This is a genomic window from Streptomyces sp. NPDC127098 (assembly GCF_042722465.1).
GTDB classification, from domain to species: Bacteria; Actinomycetota; Actinomycetes; order Streptomycetales; family Streptomycetaceae; genus Streptomyces; species Streptomyces millisiae.
In genome coordinates this window covers 1-22,943 of sequence record NZ_JBHXFJ010000075.1, presented here as the reverse complement: position 1 = coordinate 22,943, position 22,943 = coordinate 1, and the positions used below count along the sequence as shown (strand labels likewise).

The following is a 22,943-nucleotide window of genomic DNA, read 5'->3' as shown; positions in this document are numbered from 1 at the left end:
AGGTGAGCACGCTTCCCGAAACCCCCGAGATCCGCGCACTGCCCGTACCGGAGGGCCTTGAGGGGGAGCGCGTCGACGCCGCCCTCGCCCGCATGCTGGGCTTCTCCAGGACCAAGGCGGCCGAGCTGGCCGCCGCCGGCAAGGTCAGACTGGACGGCGCGGAGGTCGGCAAGTCGGAGCGGGTGACCGGCGGTTCCTGGATCGAGGTCGAGATGCCCCCGCCGCCCACGCCGATCCGGGTGGTGGCCGAGCCGGTCGAGGGCATGGTGATCGTGCACGACGACGACGACCTCGTGGTCGTCGACAAGCCGGTCGGCGTCGCCGCCCACCCGAGCCCGGGCTGGAGCGGCCCCACCGTCATCGGCGGCCTGGCCGCCGCCGGCTACCGCATCGCGACCTCGGGCGCCGCCGAGCGGCAGGGCATCGTGCACCGGCTCGACGTCGGCACCTCGGGACTGATGGCGGTCGCCAAGTCGGAGCGCGCCTACTCGCTGCTCAAGCAGCAGTTCCGGGACCGCACCGTCGACAAGCGGTACCACGCGCTGGTCCAGGGCCACCCCGACCCGCTCAGCGGCACCATCGACGCGCCCATCGGCCGGCACCCGCAGCACGACTACAAGTGGGCCGTCACCGCCGACGGCAAGCCGTCCGTCACCCACTACGACCTGATCGAGGCGTTCCGCGCCGCCAGCCTGCTCGACATCAAGCTGGAGACCGGCCGCACCCACCAGATCCGGGTGCACATGGCGGCGCACCGCCACCCCTGCGTCGGCGACCTCACCTACGGCGCCGACCCGACGCTGGCCCGCCGCCTCAAGCTGGGCCGCCAGTGGCTGCACGCCGTGCGGCTCGGCTTCACCCACCCCGCCGACGGGCAGTGGGCGGAGTTCACCAGCGACTACCCCGAGGACCTGCGGTTCGCGCTCGAGGCGCTGCGGGCGGAGAGCGCCTGACGGAGGGAGCTGTCATGGGCCAGCTCACCCTGCTCTTCGTGCTGGGCCTCGGCGCCGTGCTGACCGTGCCGCTCGGCGACCGGTGGGCGGTGCCGTCGCCGGTGCTGATGACGCTGCTCGGCGGGGTGCTCGCCATCCTGCCGTTCGTGCCGGCGATCGAGTTCCCGCCCGAGCTGATCCTGCCGCTGGTGCTGCCCCCACTGCTGTACGCGGCGGCCCAGCGCACCTCCTGGCGGCAGTTCCTCGCCAACGTCAGACCGATCCTGCTGCTCGCGGTCGCCCTGGTCTTCGTCACCACCGCGGCCGTGGCCGCCGTGGCGCAGCTGGTGGTGCCCGGTCTGCCGCTGGCCCCGGCGATCGCGCTCGGCGCGCTGGTCGCCCCGCCCGACCCGGTCGCCGCCACGGCGGTGGCCGGCCGGATCGGGCTGCCCCGCCGGATGGTGTCCATCCTGGAGGGCGAGGGCCTGTTCAACGACGTCACCGCCATCACCCTGTACCACGTGGCCGTCGCGGCGGCCGTGAGCGGCTCGTTCTCCGCCCTCGGCGCCGGCGCCGAGCTGGTGCTGTCGGCCGTGGTGGCGATCGTCGTCGGCCTGGTGCTCGGCTGGGCCACGGCCAGGCTGCTCGACCTGCTGGGGGACGCCACCCTGCGCACCGGGCTCAGCGTGCTCGTGCCCTTCGCCTCCTACACCCTCGCCGAGGAGCTGCGCGGCTCGGGAGTGCTCGCCGTGCTGGTGTGCGCCCTCTTCCTCGCCGACTGGGCCGCCGACCCCGACGACGTCTCGGGGCGGATCACCGGCCGGAGCTTCTGGGCCGTGATCGACACCCTGGTCACGGGCATCGCCTTCGGGCTGATCGGCCTGGAGCTCAGCGTGGTCTTCGGCACCGTCACCGACCGCTGGCGAGAGCTGCTGCCGGCCGCCGCGCTCGTGCTGGCGACGCTGGTCGTGGTCAGGCTGCTCTGGCTGCTCCCCGCCGCCTGGGTGGCCAGGCGGCTGCACCGGCCCGACTACGTCGAGGAGATCCCGCTCACCTGGCGCGAGACCATGGTCATATGGTGGGCCGGGATCCGCGGGGTGGTGACCGTGGCGCTGGTCCTCGCCCTGCCGTTCGAGGTGGACGGCGGCGGCGACTTCCCCGAGCGGGACGCCATCGTCTTCGTGGCCTTCGCCGCGGTCATCGGCACCCTGCTGATCCAGGGGCTGACCCTGCCCTGGCTGGCCGGCCGGCTCGGCGTCGAGGCCGACACCTCGGCCGAGGAGCGCCTGGAGCACGAGCTCGCGGTGCGCGCCGCCAAGGCGGCCAAGCGGCGGCTGCGGGAGATCGAGTCACGCCCCGACGTGCCCGAGGAGCTGATCGACGCGCTCGCCAAGCGGGCATACGACATCGGCGCCCGGATCTCCCCACGGGTGGCCCAGGAGGAGCGCAGGGAGACCGTGCGGGCGAGGGTCCACCGGCTGCGGCAGCTGCACAGCCTCTACGGTGAGCTGCTGTCCGCGGCCCGCCACGAGGTGCTCGAGGCACGCCGCGAGCCGGGCGCCGACCCCGAGGTGGTGGACCGGGTGCTGCGCGAGCTCGACCAGCGCAGCATGCCGCACCACGGGGGCCCGTAGCCGTCGCCCCCTCGCCCCGTCGATCGGTCGGACCCGGCCGCGGCCGGTCAGCGCCCCTCGTCCGGCCCCGCGTCGAGCGGGGCGGCGTCGTAACGGACGTGGAAGTGGTGTTGGCCGCTCAGCACCGCGACCGGCTCCTGGCCCGGCAGCTCCACGACGCCGTCGGCACCGGTGGGCAGCACGACCGTCACCCGCAACTCGTCCCCGACCAGCCGCCACTCGATCGAGGTGAGCCCGTACGGCGTCTCGTGCCGGGCCCCGGCGTGCGTGAACCCGCGGCGCGGCCACGGGCGGAAGAGGACGCTGCGGTACCCGGGCGCGGTGGCCCGCATCCCGGCCACCACCCGGTGCAGCCAGTCGGCGACGGAGCCCAGGGCGTAGTGGTTGAACGAGGTCATCGTGCCGGGGTTCACGGTGCCGTCCGGCAGCAGGCTGTCCCACCGCTCCCAGACGGTGGTGGCGCCCTGGCGGACCGCGTACAGCCAGGAGGGGCACTCCTCCTCGAGCAGCAGGTCGTAGGCGGTGTCGACGGCGCCCACCTCCGTCAGCGCGTCGCAGATGATGTTGGTGCCCGCGAAGCCCGTGGCGACCCGGTTGCGCGCCTCGGCGACCAGCTCGACGAGGCGCCGGCCCGCCGCCGCCCGGCGTTGCTCGTCCGGTATCAGCCCGAACACGATCGCCAGGGCGTAGGCCGTCTGCGAGTCGCTGGTCATGCGGCCGTCGGGCCGCACGTACGCGGTCGCGAACGCGTCCCGCACCCGGGCGGCCAGCGCGGCGTAGTGCTCGGCGTCGGCCTGCTCACCCAGCACCTCGGCGATGTCCGCCAGCCGCCGGGCCGAGCGCGCGAAGTAGGCCGTGGCGACGAGGTACCGGTCGGTCCTGGCCGCGGCCGGGTCCTGCGGGGGCGCCGTCGGGTCCAACCAGTCCCCGAGCTGGAAGCCCTCGTTCCACAGGTGGTCGTCGCCCGCCAGCCGGTCGACCAGGTCCACCCACTTCCTCGCCGACCCGTACTGGTCCCGCAGCAGGCCCGCGTCCCCGAAGCGCTCGTACAGCACCCAGGGGGTGAGAACCGCGACGTCGCCCCACACCGCCCCAGGGCGGATGGGAGTCCATCGCTCGTGCGCCGGGATGACGGGCACGTACCAGGGCACCGTGCCGTCGGGCAGCTGTTCCGCGGCCACGTCCCGCAGCCAGCCCGCCAGCATGCCGGAGACGTCGTACAGGAAGCTCGCGGTCGGCGCGAAGACCTGGATGTCACCGGTCCAGCCGACGCGTTCGTCGCGTTGCGGGCAGTCGGTCGGGATGCTGACGAAGTTGCCGCGCATGCCCCACACGACGTTCTCGTGCAGGCGGTTGACGAGTTCGTTCGACGAGGTGAACCAGCCGGTCCGCGCCATGTCCGTGTGGTGGACGCGCGCCACGACGTCGCCCCGCAGCGCCGCCGCCTCCAGGTCTCCTGGCCAGCCGTCGATCCGCGCGTAGCGGAATCCGTGGATGGTGAAGCGCGGTTCCCAGGTCTCCCGCGCGTCGCCGCGCACCACGTAGCGGTCCGTGGACCTGGCGCCCCGCAACGGGCGGGTGTAGATCTCGCCCTCCTGCAGCACCTCCGCGGTCCTGATGGTGATCTCGCTGCCGCGGGCTCCGGTGCCGGCCACGGTGATCCGGAGCCGGCCCACGAGGTTCTGCCCGAAGTCCAGGACCAGCGCCCCGCTCGGCGCCGTCAGCACCGCGACCGGCGCCACCTCCTCCGTGCACCGCACCGGCGGGCCCTGCGGGGCCACGAGGGTGCGTGGGTCGCGCGAGCCGACGCGCACCGGCGACCAGGAGCTGTCGTCGTGGTGGGGGGAGGACCAGCCGGGGGTCTCGGCGCGGGTGTCGTGGCACTCACCGTCGTAGAGCCCCGAGTGCAGGATCGGACCGACCGCCGCCCGCCACGTGGCGTCGGTCGCCACGGTCTGGAGCGTGCCGTCCTCGTAGCGCAGTTCGAGCTGCGCGATGAGGGAGAGGTCGGAGCCGTAGAGGTTCCGGAAGCCGCCGTTCCAGCCGAGTCGTCCCCGGTACCAGCCGTCGCCGAGCCAGGCGCCGATGGCGTTCGGACCGGCCGTGACGAGGTCGGTGACGTCGTAGGTGTGGTAGCGCAGCCGCTGGTCGTACGGGGTCCACCCCGGGGACAGGGCGTCGTCGCCGACCCGACGGCCGTTCAGTTCCACCTCGTAGAGCCCGTGGGCGGTGACGTAGAGGCGAGCCGAGCGGGGGCGGGCCGTGGCGTGGAACTCCCGGCGGACCCGTGCGGGGCGCCGCGTGTCCGACTCGGGGTCCTCCGGCCAGCCGCCGCCGACCGGCACCGCGGTCCAGTCGTCCGGGGAGAGCAGCCCGGCCTCGACCGTGCCGGGTTCGCTCCAGGCACCCGGCTCGTCGTCGTGCCCACCCCACAGCCGCACCCACACCGTGGCCGTCTCGCGCGCGGTCAGCGGGCGGTCCGGCCACGGCACCAGGACCGAGTCGGGTGACTCCACGCGCCCGCTGTGCCAGACGTCCTCCCCCCGGGCGATCCGGAGTTCGTACGCGGCCTGCCGCCAGCCGGGCGGCGCGACGGTCTTCCAGGACAGTCGGGGCGTCGGTTCTCCGATACCCAGGGCTTCCCGATGGTGCTCGAAACGGGGCGGGCTGGGAACGACCATCGGGCGTCCTGTCCTTTCGCTCAACGTGGCGGAACGCAACGGTAATGGATGATGACACGTTTCAATAGCGCCTCCTCACCTCGGCTTCTGTGTGGCATCTCACCGGCGCCGGAGGGATTGACACGTTTCAATATCGGGGAGAGGATCGAGCCCGTGAATGCGCGTCGCCCGGCGAGGGAGCCCCGCACGGGGCGCAGTTCGGGCAGGCGCCGACGACGTCGGGACGAGGAGGCCGGGTCGTGCGAGTCGCAGTGACCGGCAGCGCGGGCACGCTGGGCGGGTTTACGGTGTCGCTGCTGTCCGAGGAGGGGCACGCCGTGTTCGGCGTGGACCTGTCGGGGCCGGCGGGCCCGGGGTTCACCCGCGTCGACCTCACGGACTACGGGCAGACGCTGGACGCGTTCCACGGCGTGACGGCACGCCACCGCGGCCTGGACGCGCTCGTGCACCTCGCCGCGATCCCCGTGAACGGGCTGGTGCCGGACGCGACCACGTTCCACACCAACATGGCCATCTCGTTCAACGTGTTCCACGCGGCACTGCGCGCCGGCATCCGGACGGTCGTGTACGCCTCGAGCATCACGGCGATGGGCTTCCCCTTCGACGAACCGCCGCCCTATCTGCCCGTGGACGAGCGGGTGGTCGCGGCCTACTGCACCTACGGCCTGGTGAAGACGATGGAGGAGGGGATGGCGCGCCAGCTCGTGCGCTGGGACCCCGAACTGTCCATCACGGCACTGCGCTTCACCAACATCGTCCGCCCCGGTCAGTACGCGGAGTTCGGGCCGCCCGGCGACCCGGTCTACCGGCGTGACCTGCTCGGCTCCTACGTCGACGTGCGCGACTGCGCGCGGGCGATCGACCTCGCGCTGCGGTCCGCTCGGCCGGGCTTCGCCGTGTACGACATCGCCGCCTCCGACACCGGCCTCTCGGTGCCGTCCGCCGAACTCGCGCGGACCTGGTTCCCCGACACGCCCGTCACCAAGCCGCTCGGCGAGTTCGAGACGCTCGTCAGCATCGACGCGGCGCGTCGGGACCTCGGCTTCGAGCCCCGTCACCTCTGGCGCGCCGAACGCTGACCCGTGCGCGGGGCGACGCGCCCCGGCAGGCGTGCCAGCCGTACCGGGCGCACCGACGCCCGCCCTCACCTCGTCCGGCGTGCCGCGTGCCCTTCTCCCAGGGGACCGCCCCTGTCGAAGGGCGTCGGGCGCCGGGCCGAGCAACCCCGACCCACGGAAGGACCACAGCATGGCGGCACAACCGAGCGACGACGAGGTCGAACGCTGGGGCGTGTTCGAACGCCGGTTCCCGGCCCCGGTGCCGGAGCGCCCTCTCGACACCGTATTCACCGTGGAGTTCCGGCACGGCGAGCGAGTGGTCACCGCTCCCGGCTTCCACGACGGCGCGGGGGAGTACGTCATCCGTTTCTCGCCGGACGCCGAGGGCACCTGGAGCTACCTGACGCGCTCCGCCGAACCGGCGCTCGACGGGCACGAGGGGCGCCTGAGGTGCGTGCCGCCCGCACCGGGCAACCACGGCCCGGTCCGAGTGGCGGGGACCTACCACTTCGCCCACGCGGACGGCACGCCGTACCGGCCGGTCGGCACCACCGTGTACAACTGGCTGCACCAGCCCGAGGACAGGTACCGGGTGACGCTGGAGGCGGTCGCGGAGGCCGGGTTCAACAAGCTGCGCTTCCTGGTGTTCCCCCAGGGCGGCGGGCACGTGGCCCACCGCCCCGACCGCTTCCCGTTCGCCCGTGACGCGGCCGGCCGCTGGGACGTCGGTGCCGTCGACGTCGCGTACTTCCAGGCCCTCGACCGCGCCGTCGCCGATCTGCTGGCCGCCGGGATCGAGGCCGACGTCATCCTCCTGCACCCCTACGACCAGGGCGACTACGGGCTCGACGCGCTGTCCGAGGAGGAGGACGCCGCCTACCTGCGCCACGTGGTGGCCCGGCTGTCGGCGTACCGGAACGTCTGGTGGTCGATGGCGAACGAGTACGACCAGATGGAACGCCCCGACGACCGCTGGGACCGGGCCTTCCAGGTCGTGCGGGACCACGACGCGCACGGACGGCTGAGGTCGATCCACAACTGGATCGACATCTACGACCACAACAAGCCGTGGGTGACGCACGTCTCCCTGCAGAACGGTTTCGCGGTCGCCGACTTCGGGCGGGCGCTGCTCTATCGGGACGTGTACCGCAAGCCGATCGTCCTCGACGAGATCAAGTACGAGGGCGACATCCCGGAGCGCTGGGGGCACCTGTCCGGGCCCGAGCTGGTGCATCGCTTCTGGGTCGCCACCGTCAGCGGCACCTACGCCAGCCACGGTGAGAGCTTCCTGACCGGGAGCGGCAGCCTCTCGATCGTCGAGGGCGGCGCCTTCCGGGGCGACAGCCCGCCCCGGCTGGCCTTCCTGCGCCGGATCCTGGAGGAGGTCGGGGGAGTGGGACTCGACCCGATCGACAAGTGGGACGACACCACCCACACCGCCGGGATCCCCAGGGTGGAGTACCTGCGCTACCTGGGCCCCTCGGCGCCGGCCCGCTGGCGGTTCACGCTGCCCCAGGGGGTGACCGGGGAGCGCCTGGTGGCGGGGGACCGGTTCGCGGTCGACGTCATCGACACCTGGGACATGTCCGTCGAGACCGTGCCGGGCACCTTCACGCTCACGACCGTGGAGCGCAACGAGGCGACGGCCGACGCGACGATCGAGCTGCCGGCGGGCCGACCGCTGGCCCTGCGGATCCGCCGGGTGGACTGACGGGCCCCTCTCCGACGCGCCGCGGCGCGACCCCGGTCAGCCCTTCACCGAACCGGCCACCAGGCCCTGCATGATCCGCTGGTTGAGGAACAGGTAAAGCGCCAGGACCCCGCCGATGGCGATGCAGATCGCGGCGAACAACGGACCGTAGTCCAGGGCGCCGTACTGTCCGCTGAAGTTCAGCAGGCCCGCCTGGACCGTGTTCAGCTCGCGGCGGTTGGCGAACGTGATGGCGAACAGCAGGTCGTTCCAGATCAGGAAGAACTGTACGAGCGCGACCGTCAGCACCGCGTTGCGCACCATGGGGAAGCCGATGGACACGAACGACCGCAGGACGCTCGCCCCGTCGATGGTCGATGCCTCGAAGATCTCCCGGGGGATCGCCCGGAAGTAGGTCGCCATCATGAAGATCGTCAACGGCAGCCCGTGCGCCGTGTAGGTGATGATCAGCGGCCACAGGCTGCCGGTCAGGTCGAGGTTGAGGTAGATGGTGAACAGCGGCAGCAGGATCATCTGGCCGGGGATCATGATCCCGCCCAGCACGGCGAGCAGCACCGCGTGCCGCCCCCGCCACACCATGACCTCGAGCGCGAAGCCCGCGGCCACGCCGAGGACGATGATGAGGAGCAGGGACGGGACCGTGGCGACCAGGCTGTTCCTGATCGTCGTCGCGAGCATCCCCTGCTCCCACGCGGTCGTGTAGTTGTCCCAGCGGAACTCGGTCGGCAGCTGCCAGGAGGGCGTGTTGAGGAACTCCTGGCTGGACTTCAGCGAGTTCATCACCAGCCAGAACAGCGGGTAGACCTCGACCGCGAGGAGCAGCAGGACGACCAGGACGACCGGGGCCCGCCGGAGCCTCGGCCCGAGCCTCCGGGGCCTCGATGCCCGGGGGGATGCCGGCGTCGCCACCTGCGGGCCGGGAGTGCGAGTCATGATGGACACGGGCGATCCTTCTCAGGCTGTGATGTCGCGGCGCGCCGACCGGAAGATGACGAGTGTGACGAGGAAGCACAGGATGGTCAGCAGCAGGGCGATGGTGCTGCCGTAGCCGTAGTCGCCGTAGGCGAAGGCGGTGCGGTACATGTACAGGGTGAGGGGCGTGTTGCTGGTGCCCGGGCCGCCGTTGGTCAGCGCCAGCACCGAGTCGAACACCTTGATCGTGCCGTTGATGCTGAGGATGACCGAGGACAGCAGGATCGGCAGCGACAGCGGCAGGACGATGTGCCGGAACAGGGTCCAGGCCCGTGCGCCGTCGATGCGCGCCGACTCCAGGATCTCCCCTGGTATGTCCAGCAGTCCGGCGTAGATCAGGACACCGTAGAAGCCCACCGACCGCCAGACGTCCATGATGACGATGACGAGGAACGCGGTGGTGCCCGAGCCCAGCCAGTCGACGCTGCCCAGACCGACGTTGACCAGCAGCTCGTTGACGATCCCGTCACGCGGCGCGGACTGGAACAGCTTCTGGTAGAGCAGCGAGATCGCGACGGTCGGCACGACCACCGGGAAGAAGACGAGGGTGCGCATGATCGCCGAGGACTTGCGCAGCACGAACACGTAGAGCAGCGAGAGCGCGTAGCCGAGGGCGATCTGGCCCACGGTGACGCAGACCGCGTACTTCAGCGTGAACCAGAGCGCGTCGCGGACGTCGGGGTCCTCCGCCAGCCGCTGGAAGTTGTCGAGGCCGGTGAAGGTGAAGCCCTCGATCGCGTTGCCGGTGACGAAGGTGTATCCGAACGACCAGATGACGGGGACCAGCATGACGAGCGTGTACACGAGCAGCGCCGGCCCGAGCAGGATGAGGATGGCGCGCCGGTCGCCGAGGACGGGTGTCACGTGTTCTCCTTGTGCGCTTCTCCGCCCGCGCGGCGTGGGTGCGGGTGGTGTGGGAGACGGGGGCGTGGGGCCGCGTCGGGGGCGCCCCCCGCTTGCGGGGGAGCGCCGCTCACGCGCGCTCCTTCGACGAGGGGCCGTCGGGCGGAGGGCACACGACGCCGGGTCGTGCGCCCTCGCGCGCGGGGGCCGCGAGCCACGTCAGTCGGTGTCGAGGTCGGTCTGCAGCGTCGACATGAAGTCCTCGGGGCTCATCTGCCCGTTGACCAACAGGGCCGCGTTGCTCGACGAGTCCTGTCCGGCCTTGGCGTTGAACAGGGCCTCGAACCACAGCACGGTCTCCGAGCTGTCGGCGATGCGCTGCTGCACGTCCTGCGTCAGCTCGGGGAGGTCGGGCACCGGGTTCTGCGGCCTGAAGCCGGAGATGGTCCGCTCGTCGCGCAGGGACAGCTCACCGAAGTTCTCGGTGATGCAGCGCAGCCAGTCGCCCACCTCGGGGGTGTAGGTGCGGGCGTTGAACGTCGACGGCAGGCCGACGTTGGAGGGGTACTGGTCGATGCTTCCGGCCCCGCCCTCCACCGCCGGGAACGGCATGAAGCCGACGTTGTCGAGACCGATCTGGTTCTGTTCGGGGTCGTTGATCGCCGTGAGGGCCCAGGTGCCCATGTAGAACATGGCGGCGTTGCCGGTGAGGAACTCGTTCTGGGCGCTGTCGTAGTCCAGGGAGGCGATGTTCTCGCCGAAGTAGCCCCGGGCGCCGAGGTCAGCGACGGCCGCCGCGGCCTCGACGTACTCGGGGTCGGTGAGCCTGGCGTCGCCGTCGGCCACGGCCTGCAGGGCGTCCGGGCCGAGTGCGCGGTAGAGATAGCCGGAGACCAGGCGGGTGATGGGCCAGCCCTGCTCGCCGGAGGCGGCGAAGGGCGTGATGCCCTGCGCCTCGAAGGCCGCCGCGACGTCCAGCAGTTCGTCCCAGGTCCGCGGCTCGTCGAAGCCGTTCTCGGTGAAGTACTCCCTGTTGTAGAAGATCCCCTCGATGTTGAACTGGAACGGCAGGAAGTTGAACGCTCCGCCGTAGAGGGACTCGATGGTCGATATCGCCGCCGGTTCGATCATGTCCAGGACGCCGAGCTCCTCGAGTTCCGCCTCGAAGTCGACCAGCATCCCGGCGTCCCAGAGCCGGGCTCCCTCGGCCGGCGTGCCACCCGCCGCGAACATCACCGGCAGGGCGTCCTGGCCGCCCAGCATCTGTATCTGTGCGTCGAGTTCGGCCTGCGGGATCGTGCTCACCTCAAGCGGCAGCTGCTCGTTCTGTTCGCTGCAGGCCCCGTCGGCGAGGGTCTGGAGAACCGGTTCGATGTTGCCGTTCTCGACATTGCGGAGATAGGTGAGGGACTCGGGCGTGGCGCCGCCACCGCCACCGGTCCCGCCACAGGCGGACAGCACCAGAGCGATGCCCGACACCCCTACGAGGGCCACCCTGCGCCCCTGGACCCCAAATGCTCTGGCCACAGTTCCTCCTCGAATTGCGCCATGCATTGATACGTTTCAAGTGCGCGGCATGCTAGCTCCGCCCCCGGGGGGTGTCAAGGATGGTCGCACGGCGCCTCCCGTCACCCGGCGGACGCCGTCTGACGTCAGGCGAAGCGGTTCCGTGAGGTCGCCGGCCCGCGTCCGTGGCGAGCGCCGTCCGAGGTGTTGACATTCTCGCGTCGACGGGTGAAACGTTTAAAGAGCAACAGGGGTTACGACCAGAAGGCTGATGATCATGGGTTGCCTCACGGCACGTCCGGACGGCGTCGAATGGCGGTCCGGACACGAGACGTTGGTGGTGCGCGCCTGGGGGCGCGGCGTCCGGGTGATGGCGGGTCTCCACGAGATCCCGCAGGGCCCGCCGGCCGCGCTCCTCGACCGGGACGGGAGCCCGACCGTCGAGGTCACGATCGACGCGGACACCGCGCGCTTCGGCCACGCCGGCGTCGAGGTGACCGTCACCGGGGCGGGCGAGGTGTCCTTCGCCCGCCCCGGCGCGGGAGAGCCGTTCCTCGCCGAGCAGGCGGCCCACTTCTGGTGGCCGGGCGCCCGGCTGTTCGCGGCCACCGGGAACGGCTACCACCGCGTGGAGCAGCGGTTCGCCGCCGCGGACGGGGAACGGTTCTACGGCCTCGGGCAGCACACCCACGGCATGTTCGACCAGAAGACCGCCGTGGTCGACCTGGTGCAGCGCAACGGTGAGGTGACCATCCCCTTCCTGCTGTCCAGCCGCGGCTACGGGTTCCTGTGGAACTCGCCCGCGGTCGGCCGGGTGGAGCTGGCCGGGAACGGCACCCGCTGGGTGGCGGACAGCGCCCGCCTCATCGACTACTGGGTGACGGCCGGGACCCCGGCGGAGATCCTGTCCGCCTACGCCGACGCGACCGGCAGGGCGCCCACCTTCCCCGCGTGGGCCAGCGGCTTCTGGCAGTCGAAGCTCCGTTACCGCACCCAGGACGAGCTGATGACCGTGGCCCGCGAGTACCGCCGTCGTGGCCTGCCGCTTTCGGTGATCGTCTGCGACTTCTTCCACGGCCCGCACATCGGGGACTTCCGGCTCGACCCGGCCGAGTGGCCCGACCCGCGAGGCATGGTCGAGGAGCTGACCGCGATGGGCGTCAGGCTGATGATGTCCGTGTGGCCCTCCGTGACCGCCGTCTCCGTCAACTTCAACGAGATGCTGGAACGCGGCTACTTCGTGCGCAACGAGCGTGGGGTGGAGGTCGGCGTGCTCTCGCGCGACAAGGGGGTGGAGAACCGCACCTACATGCAGTTCTACGACCCCACCAACCCGGCGGCCAGGGCCTACGTCTGGGAGCGGGTCAAGCGCGGCTACCACGACCACGGCGTCCGCGTCTTCTGGCTCGACGCGAGCGAGCCGGAGATGCGGCCGGCGGCGCCCGACAACCTGCTCTACCACGCCGGGCCCGGCCAGGAGGTGGGCAACCTGTACCCCCGCGAGAACGCGAGGATGATCTGGGAGGGCATGCGTGAGGCGGGGGAAGAGGAGATCCTCAGCCTCAACCGCTCCGCGTGGGCCGGCAGCCAGCGGTACGGCGCCGCGGTGTGGTCCGGGGACATCAGGGCCGACTGGGACTCGCTCGCCCAGCAGCTGCGCGCCGGCCTCAGCATGGCCGTCAGCGGCATCCCCTGGTGGACGACCGACATCGGTGGCTTCCACGGCGGCGACCCGGACTCCCCGGAGTTCCGCGAACTGATGGCCCGCTGGTTCCAGTTCGGGGTCTTCTGCCCGATCACCCGCCTGCACGGGGACCGGGAGCCGCGGATGGCCCCGGGGCCCGAGATGACCGGAGGGCCCAACGAGGTCTGGTCGTTCGGCCCCGAGGTCTACGAGATCCTCACCCGCCAGTTGAGCCTGCGGGAGTCCCTACGTCCCTACATCCACCGGGAGATGGCGAACGTCAGCAGCACGGGCGTGCCGCTGATGCGGCCCCTGTTCGTCGACTACCCGGACGACCCGGCCGCGTGGGACGTGGCGGACGCCTACCTGTTCGGGCCCGACCTCCTCGTGGCGCCCGTCCTCGGCCCCGGCGTGCGGGAACGCGCGGTGTACCTCCCCGCCGGCGCCGACTGGCGCGACGTGGCCACCGGCCGGACCCATCCGGGCGGGACCACGGTGACCGTGCCCGCCCCCCTGCGGCGGATCCCGGTCTTCGCCAGGGAGGGCGCGGCCGACACCGGCGCCGCCTGGCAGGAGGTGGCCGCGTGACCGGGCGGGGCGAGGGCGGGGGCGTCGAGCCCACCGGGCCGGCCGTTCTGGCGGGTCGCAGGGCCCTGGTGACGGGTGGCGCCGGCGCGCTGGGCAGCGTCGTCGCGCGGCGGCTGGCCAGGGCCGGCGCCGACGTGGCGGTCCTCGACCTGGACGAGGCGGGCGCCGGCGAGGTGTGCGGGGACCTGGCGCGACTGGGCCGCCGGGCGCTGCCGATCGGCGTCGACCTCACGGACCACGCGGCCGTCCAGGCCGCGGCCGGCCGGGTCCTGACCGCCTGGGGCGGGGTCGACGTACTGGTCAACGGCGCCGGGGGCGGCGTGGTGGCGCCGTTCGCGGAGATGTCGGCGGAGACCTGGCACGCGATGGTGTCCCGGAACCTCGACAGCGTCTACCACGTGACCCGCGCGGTGTTGCCCGCCATGCTGGAGCAGCGGTACGGCCGGATCGTCAACATCGCCTCGGTCGCGGCCGTCTCCGGTGGCCGCCTGGTACGGGGCGCCACCGCGTACGCCGCGGCGAAGGCGGGCGTCGTGGGGCTGACCAAGGCCCTCGCGGTGGAGGTGGCCGAACACGGCGTGACGGTCAACGCGTTGGCCCCGGGGGCGCAGGCCACCCCCGGCCGCGAGCGGGACACCGAGGAACGGCGCGCGGCCCTGCTCGCGCAGATCCCCACCCGCCTGCTCGGTGAGCCGGAGCACCTGGCCGAGGCGGTGCTGTTCCTCGCCTCGCCCGCCGCCGTCAACGTCACCGGCGTCATCCTGCCGATCGACGGCGGCCACTCGATCTGAACGTCGAAGGTCACAGGAGGTGGTGTGTCATGAACGAGCGGCTGGAGGCCGGTCGGTACTGGTTCGACCAGGTGTACGGGGAGGGGAGGGCGGAGGGGCTGATCGACATGCAGTCCGGGCTCGCGCGCGACCTGGCGCGACTGGGCATCGAGGTCAACTTCGGGGACATCTACTCCCGGCCCGGACTCACGCTCGCCCAGCGTGAACTGCTGTCCCTCGCGGCCCTGGTGGCCATCGGCGGTCTCGAACCACAGGTGCGCGGCCACACGCGCGGCGCCGTCCGGGTGGGCTGCACGGCGACGGAGATCCTGGAGACGGTGATCCACACCGTGCAGTACTGCGGGTTCCCCAGGGCGCTCAACGCCATCCGCGTCGTCACGGACGAACTGGTCGAGCTCGGCGTCGAGCTGCCGCCCGGGCGCGAGGCCACGACGGACTGAGCCACCGGCCCCCGCGGTCCGGTCGGGCCGGTCGGCCCGACCGGTCAGGCCGACCGCGTCGTGGTGCGGATCCGGTAGAGGCTGGTGGACGCGGTGATGTAGAGGTCGTGGCCGTCCGGCCCGCCGAAGCACAGGTTGCCGACCACCTCGGGCACCGGCACGAAGCCGGCGTGCGTGCCGTCCGGGTGGAGGACGTGCACGCCGTCGGCGGCGGCGACCCACAGGCGGCCGTGCTCGTCGACCCGCATCCCGTCGGGCACCCCGTGCTCGACGACGGCGAACATCTCGCCCTCGCCGACCTCGGCACCCGTGACGCGGTACCGGCGGACGTGGTGCGGGCCGTCGTCGATCCACAGCCGGCCGGAGTCGGCCACGTACAGCACGGACTCGTCGGGGGAGAAGGCCAGCCCGTTGGGGTGCGTCATGTCGGTGACGACGGGGCGGGTCGTTCCGGTGGCGGGGTCGTGCCGGAAGACGAAGCAGCCCTCGTACTCGGGCTCCCCTGGATACCCCTCGCGGCCCGAGGAGTGGATGCCGTACGGCGGGTCGGTGAACCAGACCGCGCCGTCGGAGGCGACCACCACGTCGTTGGGCGAGTTGAACCGGCGGTTCTCCCACCGGTCGACGATCGTGCGCGGGGTCCCGTCCCGGTCGGCCAGCTCCACGGCCCGGCGGCCGTGGCTGCACTCGACCACCCTCCCGGACCGGTCGAGGGTCCGGCCGTTGGCGTACCCGACCGCTCGGCGGAACACCGAGGTGCTCCCCGAGGCGGCGTCGAACTCGAGGATCCGGTCGTTCGGGATGTCGCTGAAACGTATCCGGTGGGACTCCGCGAGCCAGACCGGGCCCTCGGTCCACGCCGCGCCGCGGTAGAGGTGCTCGAGCACGGCACCCGCCGCCACCAGGGAACTCGTCGCCTCATGGGTCATGCGGGGAGGGTAACAGCGACTGCTCCCCGCGGCTTGCGGTCGGCGATAACATCTTGATACGTTTCAAACGTCGGGCGCGGTCGCCCTGGGCGCGGCCCACCCGCGGCCGCCGACGCCCTGGCGGGCACGGATTACGGCCACCGGGCCGTCGTGCGGCAGGATGGGCGACGCGCCGCCGGTGGACGCGTGCTCCACCGCGGGCGGAACACGGGAAGTCTCAGCGGTCAGGGAGGATGGCGTGGCGAGGGTCGGCATTCGAGAGGTGGCGACGCTGGCCGGGGTGTCCGTCGGCACGGTCTCCCACTACCTCAACCATCCGTCCCGGGTCTCGCCGGAGAAGAGCGAACGCATCCAGCGGGCCATCGACAAGCTCGGCTTCGTCCGGAACAACGCCGCCTGGCAGCTCCGGCTCGGGCGCAGCACCACGATCGCCTACATCGTCCCCGATGTCAGCAACCCGTTCTTCGCCGCCATCGCGGAGGGCGTGGAACAGCGGGCCGCCGCGCACGACCTGTCGGTGTTCATCGCCAACCCCAACCGCAGCCGCGCCCGGGAGGACGCGTACCTGGAGATGTTCCAGGCCCAGCGCGTGCAGGGACTGCTCGTCGCCTCGCACGAGCCGATCGAGGACCGCCTGATCACGTTGCGGCAGCGCGGCGTTCCCTCGGTGCTGGTCGGCCAGCGGGGGACCTTCGCGGACCAGCCCTCAGTGTCCGTCGACGACGTCGCGGGCGGCCGGATGGCGGCGGCCCATCTGCTGGAGCTCGGGCGCAGCCGGATCGCCTTCGTCGGTGGGCCGCTCGGCATCCGCCAGGTCGCCGACCGGCTGGACGGCGCCGGCAGCGTGATCGGCCAGAGCGCCGAGGGCACGCTGGAGGTGATCAACGTGGCGCACCGCACCATCGCGGAGGGCCGTGCCGTGGCCCGGCTGCTGGCGGCGCGTCGACCGCAGCGCCGGCCGGACGCCGTCTTCGCGGTCAACGACCTGATCGCGCTCGGCCTGATCCAGGAACTGGTGCTCGGCCACGGCATCCGGGTGCCCGAGGACATCGCGGTCATCGGCTATGACGACATCGAGTTCGCGGAGTCGTCCCTGATCCCGCTCAGTTCGATCAGGGCGCCGCACGAGGAGTTCGGCCACACGGCGGTCGACCTGCTCGTCGACGAGATGGGGGAGGAGCCGCGGGACTCCCCGAGCCAGATGGTGTTCCAGCCGGTGCTCGTGCCCCGTGCCTCGACGCTCGGGGCGGCGGGCTGATCCCGGGCTCCGCCCTCAGGCGGGCTCGGGCGGCGCCGCGGCCGGGCTGGTGTTGATCCGCGGGAGCGCGTAGGGGTGGTTGTCGCGCAGCCAGGCGACCAGCTCCTCGCGGACGGCGCACCGCACCGACCAGGCGTCGCTCGCGTCGGCCGCCGAGATCGCCGCCCTGACCTGGATGGTGGTCGGGGTGGTGTCGGTGACCACCAGGTCCCAGTGCCTGCCGTCCCAGTCGGCGCGGCCCTCGAGGAACTCCCCGAGGTGCTTGCGTAGCTCGGAGACCGGCGCGGTGTGGTCCAGGTGGAGGAAGACGGTGCCGGTGATCTCGTTGCCGCCGCGCGACCAGTTCTCGTAGGGGCGGTTGTTGAAGTACGACACCGGCATCGTCAGCCGGCGGTCGTCCCATATCCGCACGGTCAGGAACGCCAGCGACATCTCCTCGACGGTGCCCCACTCGCCGTCCACCACCACGGTGTCGCCGATCTTCACCGAGTCGCCGAAGGCGATCTGGAGGCCGGCGAAGAGGTTGCTCAGCATCGACTGCGCCGCGACACCGGCGATGATGCCGATCACGCCGGCCGACGCCAGCATCGAGGTGCCGAGGGTCCGCAGGTCGGGGAAGAGCACCAGGATGGTGACGGCGGCGGCGACCACCGCGAGGACCGAGGTGATCACCCGGCGCAACATCGTCAGCTGGGTTCTGAACTGCCGCACCCGGGCCAGGTCGTGGGTGCGCGCCTCGTAGCGGGCCAGGTAGTTCTCGGCGACCGCGCCGGCCGCCCTGATGGTCAGCCAGGCGGTCGACGCGATGGCCACCAGCGCCAGCAGGCTGCGCATCACGTCGCCGCGCCGCAGTTCCAGGTCGAACAAGTCGTAGGCGACCTGGGTGCCGACCGACGCGAACAGCACCTGCAGCGGCAGCTGGCAGCGGCGCAGCAGCCCCCACAGGCGCGTGTCGGGGTGCCGCGCGTCGGCCGCGCGCAACGCCCGGTCGATCATCCAGCCAATGACCACGGTGAGCGTGATCGTGCCGCCTATCGCGAGCAGCGGCCGCAACACGTCGTGCATCGGCGCTCTCAGCTCCTCTTCGCCGCTTCGTGTGGCGGGGCCTGTCGAACCCGCCTGGCAGGATTGCGCCTGCCCGGACCCATAGCTATCACCCGAGGGATTTTCGGACCGTGACCGATATCATGCTTTTTCATTCCGTCGTCGGGCTACACCCCGCCGTCGAGGAGGCCGCCGAGCGGCTGCGGGCCGCGGGCCACCGGGTGTTCACCCCCGACCTGTTCGACGGCCGCGTGCCGGAGTCGATCGAGGCCGGCACGGAGCTCAAGGACGAGATCGGCCAGGACGAGATCCTGCGGCGGGCCATCGCCGCGGCCGCTCCGCACTCGGAGGGCGGCCTGGTCTACGCGGGCTTCTCGCTCGGCGCCTGGCTGGCGCAGACCATCGCGCTGGGCGACGAGAAGGCCCGTGGCCTGCTGTTGTTGCACGGCACGGGGGAGGTCCAGGATGACGCGGACGTCGACGGGCTTCCCGTGCAGCTGCACGTCGCCGACCCGGACGCCTTCGAGCCGCACGACTGGCTGACCGTCTGGTACCTGAAGATGCGGGGCGCCGGGGCCGACGTGGAGGTCTTCCGGTACCGGGGCGCGGGGCACCTCTACACGCACCGGGGGCTGCCGGACCACGACGCGGAAGCCGCCGAGCGCACCTGGCGGGTGGCCGAGGACTTCCTGCGCGACCTGGACTGAGGACCGGCGCCGGCTCACTCCCGCTCGCAGCGGCCGCGGGCCGCTGCTCGGTGCCGGTGCCGGCACCGAGCCACCGGGTATGTCTTGACGGCACTGGTGGCCCGGGTCCCTCCCGTCACTCCCGCTCGCAGCGGCCGCTTGGCCCGTCGTCGCCGGGTTGGCAGATGTAGACCCGGTCGTCCGGCTCCGTGGAGAGGTAGCGGCCCATGCACTGGTTGGAGGTGGTGCGGCCGCGGTCGGCGCAGAAGGCGAGCGCGTCGCGGCCGTCGGAGAAGGGGCCCGGCGCGTAGATCACCCAGTAGCCCGGGTTGAGCGAGGCGAAGTCGTCGCTCAGCACCACCTCGGCCTCCGGCATGCCCTCGGCGCGGACGGCGGCCAGCCGCTGGTCGCGCACCTCGGGGCCGCTCTCGACCGGCTCGGAGAACAGCTGGGCCATCCAGAAGCCGGCGTCGGCACCGGCGCCGCCGTCGGCCGGGTCGTCCTCCGGCTCGTCGGTCGTCGGCTCCTCGGTGGGCTCCAGGGTCGGCTCGGTGGTCGGCTCCCCGGGGGAGGGCGTCGACCCCTCGGGGGTGGCGGGGGAGGGCGGCACCGGATCGACCTCCCGGTCCGTGGGCTCGCCGCCGACGGTCGGGTCGGGGTCCGCGGTCGCGTCCGAACCGCCGCCGAGCAGCAGGGCCGCGGTGAGGCCGCCGGCGAGCAGCACCGCGCCGGCGGTGAGCCCGGCGACCAGCGCCGTCCTGGACCGCCCGGCCCCCGTGCTGCCGGGCGGGGGCGGCGACACCCGGGTCGGCCTGGTCTCCGGGGTGGCGGCCGGCTGCCAGGCGGGGGCGGCCGCGGCCTGCTGGGCCGCCATGGCCAGCATCGCGTCCAGATGGGCGGCGGTCGGCCTGGCCGCCGGGTCCCTGACCAGCAGCGCGCTGAGCACGTCGCCCAGCGGTCCGGACCGCACCGGCGGCGGGACCGGGTCCTCAAGCACCGCGGCGAGCGTGTTGACGGTCGACGCGCGGCGCAGTGGGCTGACGCCCTCGGCCAGCAGGTAGAGGGTGATGCCGAGCGACCACAGGTCGGCCGCCGGGTGGTCGGGGGCGCCGCGCAGCCGCTCGGGCGCGATGAACTCGGGGGAGCCGACGATGCCGCCGGTCATGGTCAGCGAGCCGCCGTCGGCCACCGCCGCGATGCCGAAGTCGGTGAGCACGGCCGAGCCGTCCTGCCGCAGCAGCACGTTGGCCGGTTTCACGTCCCGGTGGTGGATGCCGGCCTCGTGGGCCGCGCGCAGCGCCGCGAGCACGTCGCGGCCGTAGCGGATCACCTCGCCCCAGGGCAGCGGTCCCGCGGCGACCCTGGACGCCAGGGTGTCGCCCGGCAGCAGCTCCATCACCAGCCAGGGGTGCGGCTGGAGGTCCACGATGTGGTAGATCCGCACCACGTTGGGGTGGTTGAGCCTGGCCAGCGCCCGGGCCTCGCGCAGCGCCCGCTCCCTGAGCATCGCCTCGGTGGCCGGGGCCGCGTCCTCGGGGGGCCGGACCTCCTTGATCGCCACCTCCCGGTGGAGTGCCAGGTCCATGGCCCGCCACACCGTGCCCATGCCCCCGCGGCCGAGCCGCTCGCGCAGCTCGAAGCGGGCGTCGATCACCTGTCCCGGTTCTCCCCCTGGCATGGGCAGAAGCGTAAGGGGAGCCAACGGGCGGGCGGAAACCCGGTGTTCGGTTCCGGGACCGGGTGGGCCGCCCGCCCGTGGCGCGGATCAGTCGACGCTGTTGGCCTCGACCATGGCCGTGAAGTCCTCCGGCGTCTGCGGGGTGTCGACCACCTCGCCGTTGAACTTCAGGGTCGGGGTGCCGGTGACCTCCTCGTCGGCGTTGAACTTGTCCGACATCTGGAGCGCCCAGACCGCGAAGGTGCTGTTCTGGACGGCGTCCTCGAACTGCTGGTTGTCCGCGAGCTCGGGGACCGACTGGGCCAGTTCGAGCAGGTAGTCGTCGTCGGCGAACTCGTCGGACGACTCCTCGGGGTGGAACTCGGCCGAGTAGAGCGCGTCGTGGTAGGCCACGAACGCCTCGGGGCTGACGTCGAGCGCGGCGCCGAGCGCGTTGAGGGCGTTCTTCGAGCCGCTGCCGGTCAGCCGGTCGTCGAGGAAGGTGCCGAAGACGTACTCGACGGCGTAGTCGCCGTTCTCGACGCCCTGCCTGACCGTCTCGCCGGTGCCCTGCTCGAAGGCGGCGCAGGCCGGGCAGCGCGGGTCCTCGTAGAGGGTGAGGGTGTTGGCGGCGTCCTCGTCGCCGACCCGGACGGTGAGGCCGTCGTCGCCGGTCGCGTTGGCGGGCGCGGCGGTGGCGAACTCGGCCTGCTCGCCGCTGGCGCCGTCCTCCAGCTGGGAGCGCACCGCGCCCCAGTCGGTGTTGTCACCGCCGCCGCCCATGCTGGCGACGGTCATGCCTATGCCGCCGGCGACGCCGAGGATGGCGACCGCCGCGCCGCCGCCGACCAGTCGCCGGCGCAGCCTGGACTTCTTCTCCTGACGCTCGCGTTCGGCCCGCAGCCTTTCCCTGGCGGCCCGCTTGGCCTCGGCGGAGTTGCGCTTGCTCATGGTGGGGTTGTCTCCGTGTGTGTGGTGTGTCGGTCGGCTGTCGCGCGCGGGGCGGTGGCGCGGCGGCGTGAGATCACGCCGGCGCGTACCGCCGGGCGGCGGGCGGACCGCGTCGGAGCACGGAGTGGGCGAGGGCGGGCAGCGCCGGGGCCGGGCGGTCGGCGTCGGTGGCGCGGGGCAGCGGACGGCGGGCAGGGCGCCGGTCGACGCGGGCGGCCACCGCGAGCAGCAGCGGCCGGAAGCCGGCGGCGACGGCCGCGCGCAGCAGCCTGGCCAGCGCGGCCTCGCCGCAGCGCAGCCAGCCGGCGGCGAGCAGGCCCACGGCCAGGTGGGCGGCGAGCAGCAGCCAGGGGCTGGCGGTCAGCGGCCCGGGACCGCTCGCGGTGAGCCGGGCCAGCGGGGCGCCGAGGTCGCCGCCGCCGCAGATCAGGTCGAGGCCGAGGAGCCGCAGCGGGCCGGTGACCGGGCCGCCGCCCGGGCCGTAACAGGTGGCCTGACCGGAGGTGAAGACGGTGTCGGCCGCCAGGTGCAGCGGCAGGAGCAGCCCGGCGATGGGCCAGAAGCCCCGCTCGCGGTCGCCGGCGAGCAGCAGCGCGACGGCGAAGACGCCGGCCGCGACCAGAGCCACGGTGGGCAGCGGCAGCGGCGCGCCGGACAGCAGCACATGGGCCCCGGTGGCGAGCGTGACGGAGAGCGCGGCGAACACCGCCGCGCGCAGCACGCGTATCCAGGAAGCCGATATGCCCATCGAGCCGAGTGTGCCATGACGCTTGCCGCGGAGGGCACGGCGGGACGCCGCGGGTGAGGGCGCCGCGAGGCGCGGCGCCCGCGCTCGGGGCGGCGCCCCGAGCGCGGTCCTGAGGAATCAGTCCTGCCTTCCTGACCTTGGAAGATCTCTGCTGTGGCGGCTCTGACCTGGGGAAACGCTGTAGTGGGCGGGTGCCTCCCGAGGGCGTACGACGGGGCCTCGTGGGGGTAGGGTCGGAGGCCCCTGACCCTGCTGCGGAAGGCCCGTGGAGTGACCAAGCCGTTCACACACCTGCATGTTCACACCCAGTACTCGCTGCTGGACGGTGCGGCGCGGCTCAAGGACATGTTCAAGGCCTGTAACGACATGGGCATGTCCCATATCGCCGTGACGGACCACGGGAACCTGCACGGGGCGTACGACTTCTTCCAGCAGGCGACGGGGGCCGGGGTGACGCCGATCATCGGGATCGAGGCGTATGTGGCGCCGGAGTCGCGGCGGCACAAGCGGCGGGTGCAGTGGGGACAGCCGCACCAGAAGAAGGACGACGTCTCCGGTTCCGGTGGTTACACCCACAAGACGATCTGGGCCGTCAACAAGACCGGGCTGCACAACCTGTTCCGGCTCTCCTCGGACGCCTACACCGAGGGCTTCTTCGTCAAGTGGCCCCGGATGGACAAGGAGACCATCTCCCAGTACTCCGAGGGCCTGGTCGCCTCCACCGGCTGCCCCTCGGGCGAGGTGCAGACGAGGCTGCGGCTCGGCCAGCCGGACGAGGCGTTGAAGGCGGCGTCCGACTACCGGGACATCTTCGGCAAGGACCGCTACTT

At 72.4% G+C, this 22,943-nt stretch carries 19 protein-coding genes; 10 read left to right on the top strand and 9 right to left on the bottom strand.

Annotation, left to right across the window (positions count from 1 at the left end):
- Nucleotides 1-2: 2 nt before the first annotated feature.
- On the top strand, nucleotides 3-953 hold the full coding sequence (locus ACFWI8_RS31655) for an RluA family pseudouridine synthase (protein ID WP_387098600.1): 951 nt from the start codon (nucleotides 3-5) through the stop codon (nucleotides 951-953).
- A gap of 14 nt (nucleotides 954-967) precedes the next feature.
- The gene (locus tag ACFWI8_RS31650) at nucleotides 968-2,566 is read left to right on the top strand and encodes a Na+/H+ antiporter (RefSeq protein ID WP_387098598.1); all 1,599 of its coding nucleotides are present in this window, start codon (nucleotides 968-970) and stop codon (nucleotides 2,564-2,566) included.
- Between the two features lie 47 nt (nucleotides 2,567-2,613).
- Here the strand turns inward: ACFWI8_RS31650 and ACFWI8_RS31645 are convergent, their stop codons facing one another.
- Complete coding sequence (locus ACFWI8_RS31645) at nucleotides 2,614-5,247, bottom strand: family 78 glycoside hydrolase catalytic domain (protein WP_387098596.1); 2,634 nt, start codon at nucleotides 5,245-5,247, stop codon at nucleotides 2,614-2,616.
- Nucleotides 5,248-5,486: 239 nt separating this feature from the next.
- Between ACFWI8_RS31645 and ACFWI8_RS31640 the strand changes: the two genes are divergently transcribed.
- Nucleotides 5,487-6,326, top strand: coding sequence for an NAD-dependent epimerase/dehydratase family protein (locus ACFWI8_RS31640; RefSeq protein WP_387098594.1), 840 nt, complete (start codon nucleotides 5,487-5,489; stop codon nucleotides 6,324-6,326).
- 169 nt (nucleotides 6,327-6,495) lie between these two features.
- A complete protein-coding gene (locus tag ACFWI8_RS31635) occupies nucleotides 6,496-8,016 on the top strand; it encodes a DUF5060 domain-containing protein (RefSeq protein WP_387098592.1) in 1,521 nt (506 codons plus the stop codon).
- 36 nt (nucleotides 8,017-8,052) lie between these two features.
- Here the strand turns inward: ACFWI8_RS31635 and ACFWI8_RS31630 are convergent, their stop codons facing one another.
- The 3 genes from ACFWI8_RS31630 to ACFWI8_RS31620 form a co-directional block, all read right to left on the bottom strand.
- Nucleotides 8,053-8,949, bottom strand: a complete 897-nt coding sequence (locus ACFWI8_RS31630) for a carbohydrate ABC transporter permease (RefSeq protein WP_387098625.1) — start codon at nucleotides 8,947-8,949, stop codon at nucleotides 8,053-8,055.
- Nucleotides 8,950-8,970: 21 nt separating this feature from the next.
- Nucleotides 8,971-9,852, bottom strand: coding sequence for a carbohydrate ABC transporter permease (locus ACFWI8_RS31625; RefSeq protein WP_387098590.1), 882 nt, complete (start codon nucleotides 9,850-9,852; stop codon nucleotides 8,971-8,973).
- Nucleotides 9,853-10,050: 198 nt separating this feature from the next.
- Complete coding sequence (locus ACFWI8_RS31620) at nucleotides 10,051-11,310, bottom strand: ABC transporter substrate-binding protein (RefSeq protein WP_387098588.1); 1,260 nt, start codon at nucleotides 11,308-11,310, stop codon at nucleotides 10,051-10,053.
- 304 nt (nucleotides 11,311-11,614) lie between these two features.
- On the opposite strand from ACFWI8_RS31620, the gene ACFWI8_RS31615 reads away from it, so the two are divergent.
- From ACFWI8_RS31615 to ACFWI8_RS31605, 3 genes are read left to right on the top strand one after another with little or no spacing between them, the layout of a single operon-like run.
- Entirely contained in the window at nucleotides 11,615-13,609 is a 1,995-nt protein-coding gene (locus ACFWI8_RS31615) for a TIM-barrel domain-containing protein (RefSeq protein WP_387098586.1), read from the top strand.
- A complete protein-coding gene (locus ACFWI8_RS31610) occupies nucleotides 13,606-14,400 on the top strand; it encodes an SDR family oxidoreductase (RefSeq protein ID WP_387098584.1) in 795 nt (264 codons plus the stop codon). The genes ACFWI8_RS31615 and ACFWI8_RS31610 overlap by 4 nt, the downstream gene beginning before the upstream one ends.
- A gap of 29 nt (nucleotides 14,401-14,429) precedes the next feature.
- On the top strand, nucleotides 14,430-14,840 hold the full coding sequence (locus ACFWI8_RS31605; protein WP_387098582.1) for a carboxymuconolactone decarboxylase family protein: 411 nt from the start codon (nucleotides 14,430-14,432) through the stop codon (nucleotides 14,838-14,840).
- Nucleotides 14,841-14,884: 44 nt separating this feature from the next.
- On the opposite strand, the gene ACFWI8_RS31600 is transcribed toward ACFWI8_RS31605, so the two are convergent.
- Nucleotides 14,885-15,769: an SMP-30/gluconolactonase/LRE family protein gene (locus ACFWI8_RS31600; RefSeq protein ID WP_387098580.1), complete on the bottom strand. Its 885-nt coding sequence runs from the start codon at nucleotides 15,767-15,769 to the stop codon at nucleotides 14,885-14,887.
- A 238-nt stretch (nucleotides 15,770-16,007) separates the two neighbouring features.
- On the opposite strand from ACFWI8_RS31600, the gene ACFWI8_RS31595 reads away from it, so the two are divergent.
- On the top strand, nucleotides 16,008-17,027 hold the full coding sequence (locus tag ACFWI8_RS31595; protein WP_387098578.1) for a LacI family DNA-binding transcriptional regulator: 1,020 nt from the start codon (nucleotides 16,008-16,010) through the stop codon (nucleotides 17,025-17,027).
- 15 nt (nucleotides 17,028-17,042) lie between these two features.
- On the opposite strand, the gene ACFWI8_RS31590 is transcribed toward ACFWI8_RS31595, so the two are convergent.
- Complete coding sequence (locus tag ACFWI8_RS31590) at nucleotides 17,043-18,092, bottom strand: mechanosensitive ion channel family protein (protein WP_387098576.1); 1,050 nt, start codon at nucleotides 18,090-18,092, stop codon at nucleotides 17,043-17,045.
- Between the two features lie 122 nt (nucleotides 18,093-18,214).
- Here ACFWI8_RS31590 and ACFWI8_RS31585 point away from each other — a divergent pair, with 122 nt between their 5' ends.
- Entirely contained in the window at nucleotides 18,215-18,778 is a 564-nt protein-coding gene (locus ACFWI8_RS31585; RefSeq protein WP_387098574.1) for a dienelactone hydrolase family protein, read from the top strand.
- A 115-nt stretch (nucleotides 18,779-18,893) separates the two neighbouring features.
- Here the strand turns inward: ACFWI8_RS31585 and ACFWI8_RS31580 are convergent, their stop codons facing one another.
- The 3 genes from ACFWI8_RS31580 to ACFWI8_RS31570 form a co-directional block, all read right to left on the bottom strand.
- Nucleotides 18,894-20,435, bottom strand: coding sequence for a protein kinase (locus tag ACFWI8_RS31580; protein ID WP_387098572.1), 1,542 nt, complete (start codon nucleotides 20,433-20,435; stop codon nucleotides 18,894-18,896).
- Between the two features lie 87 nt (nucleotides 20,436-20,522).
- Complete coding sequence (locus ACFWI8_RS31575) at nucleotides 20,523-21,365, bottom strand: DsbA family protein (RefSeq protein WP_387098570.1); 843 nt, start codon at nucleotides 21,363-21,365, stop codon at nucleotides 20,523-20,525.
- 73 nt (nucleotides 21,366-21,438) lie between these two features.
- Nucleotides 21,439-22,113 (bottom strand): hypothetical protein, encoded by a 675-nt coding sequence (locus ACFWI8_RS31570; RefSeq protein ID WP_387098568.1) that lies wholly within the window; start codon nucleotides 22,111-22,113, stop codon nucleotides 21,439-21,441.
- 270 nt (nucleotides 22,114-22,383) lie between these two features.
- Here ACFWI8_RS31570 and ACFWI8_RS31565 point away from each other — a divergent pair.
- Nucleotides 22,384-22,943 (top strand): PHP domain-containing protein (locus ACFWI8_RS31565; protein WP_387098566.1); only part of this gene is annotated, 560 nt, incomplete at its 3' end.

Excerpts from the sequence above, each read along its gene's own strand:
- ACFWI8_RS31650 (WP_387098598.1), top strand. The coding sequence starts at position 968 with ATGGGCCAGCTCACCCTGCTCTTCGTGCTGGGCCTCGGCGCCGTGCTG.
- ACFWI8_RS31645 (WP_387098596.1), bottom strand. The coding sequence starts at position 5,247 with ATGGTCGTTCCCAGCCCGCCCCGTTTCGAGCACCATCGGGAAGCCCTG.
- ACFWI8_RS31635 (WP_387098592.1), top strand. The coding sequence starts at position 6,496 with ATGGCGGCACAACCGAGCGACGACGAGGTCGAACGCTGGGGCGTGTTC.
- ACFWI8_RS31630 (WP_387098625.1), bottom strand. The coding sequence starts at position 8,949 with ATGACTCGCACTCCCGGCCCGCAGGTGGCGACGCCGGCATCCCCCCGG.
- ACFWI8_RS31615 (WP_387098586.1), top strand. The coding sequence starts at position 11,615 with ATGGGTTGCCTCACGGCACGTCCGGACGGCGTCGAATGGCGGTCCGGA.
- ACFWI8_RS31605 (WP_387098582.1), top strand. The coding sequence starts at position 14,430 with ATGAACGAGCGGCTGGAGGCCGGTCGGTACTGGTTCGACCAGGTGTAC.
- ACFWI8_RS31600 (WP_387098580.1), bottom strand. The coding sequence starts at position 15,769 with ATGACCCATGAGGCGACGAGTTCCCTGGTGGCGGCGGGTGCCGTGCTC.
- ACFWI8_RS31590 (WP_387098576.1), bottom strand. The coding sequence starts at position 18,092 with ATGCACGACGTGTTGCGGCCGCTGCTCGCGATAGGCGGCACGATCACG.
- ACFWI8_RS31585 (WP_387098574.1), top strand. The coding sequence starts at position 18,215 with ATGCTTTTTCATTCCGTCGTCGGGCTACACCCCGCCGTCGAGGAGGCC.
- ACFWI8_RS31580 (WP_387098572.1), bottom strand. The coding sequence starts at position 20,435 with ATGCCAGGGGGAGAACCGGGACAGGTGATCGACGCCCGCTTCGAGCTG.
- ACFWI8_RS31575 (WP_387098570.1), bottom strand. The coding sequence starts at position 21,365 with ATGAGCAAGCGCAACTCCGCCGAGGCCAAGCGGGCCGCCAGGGAAAGG.
- ACFWI8_RS31570 (WP_387098568.1), bottom strand. The coding sequence starts at position 22,113 with ATGGGCATATCGGCTTCCTGGATACGCGTGCTGCGCGCGGCGGTGTTC.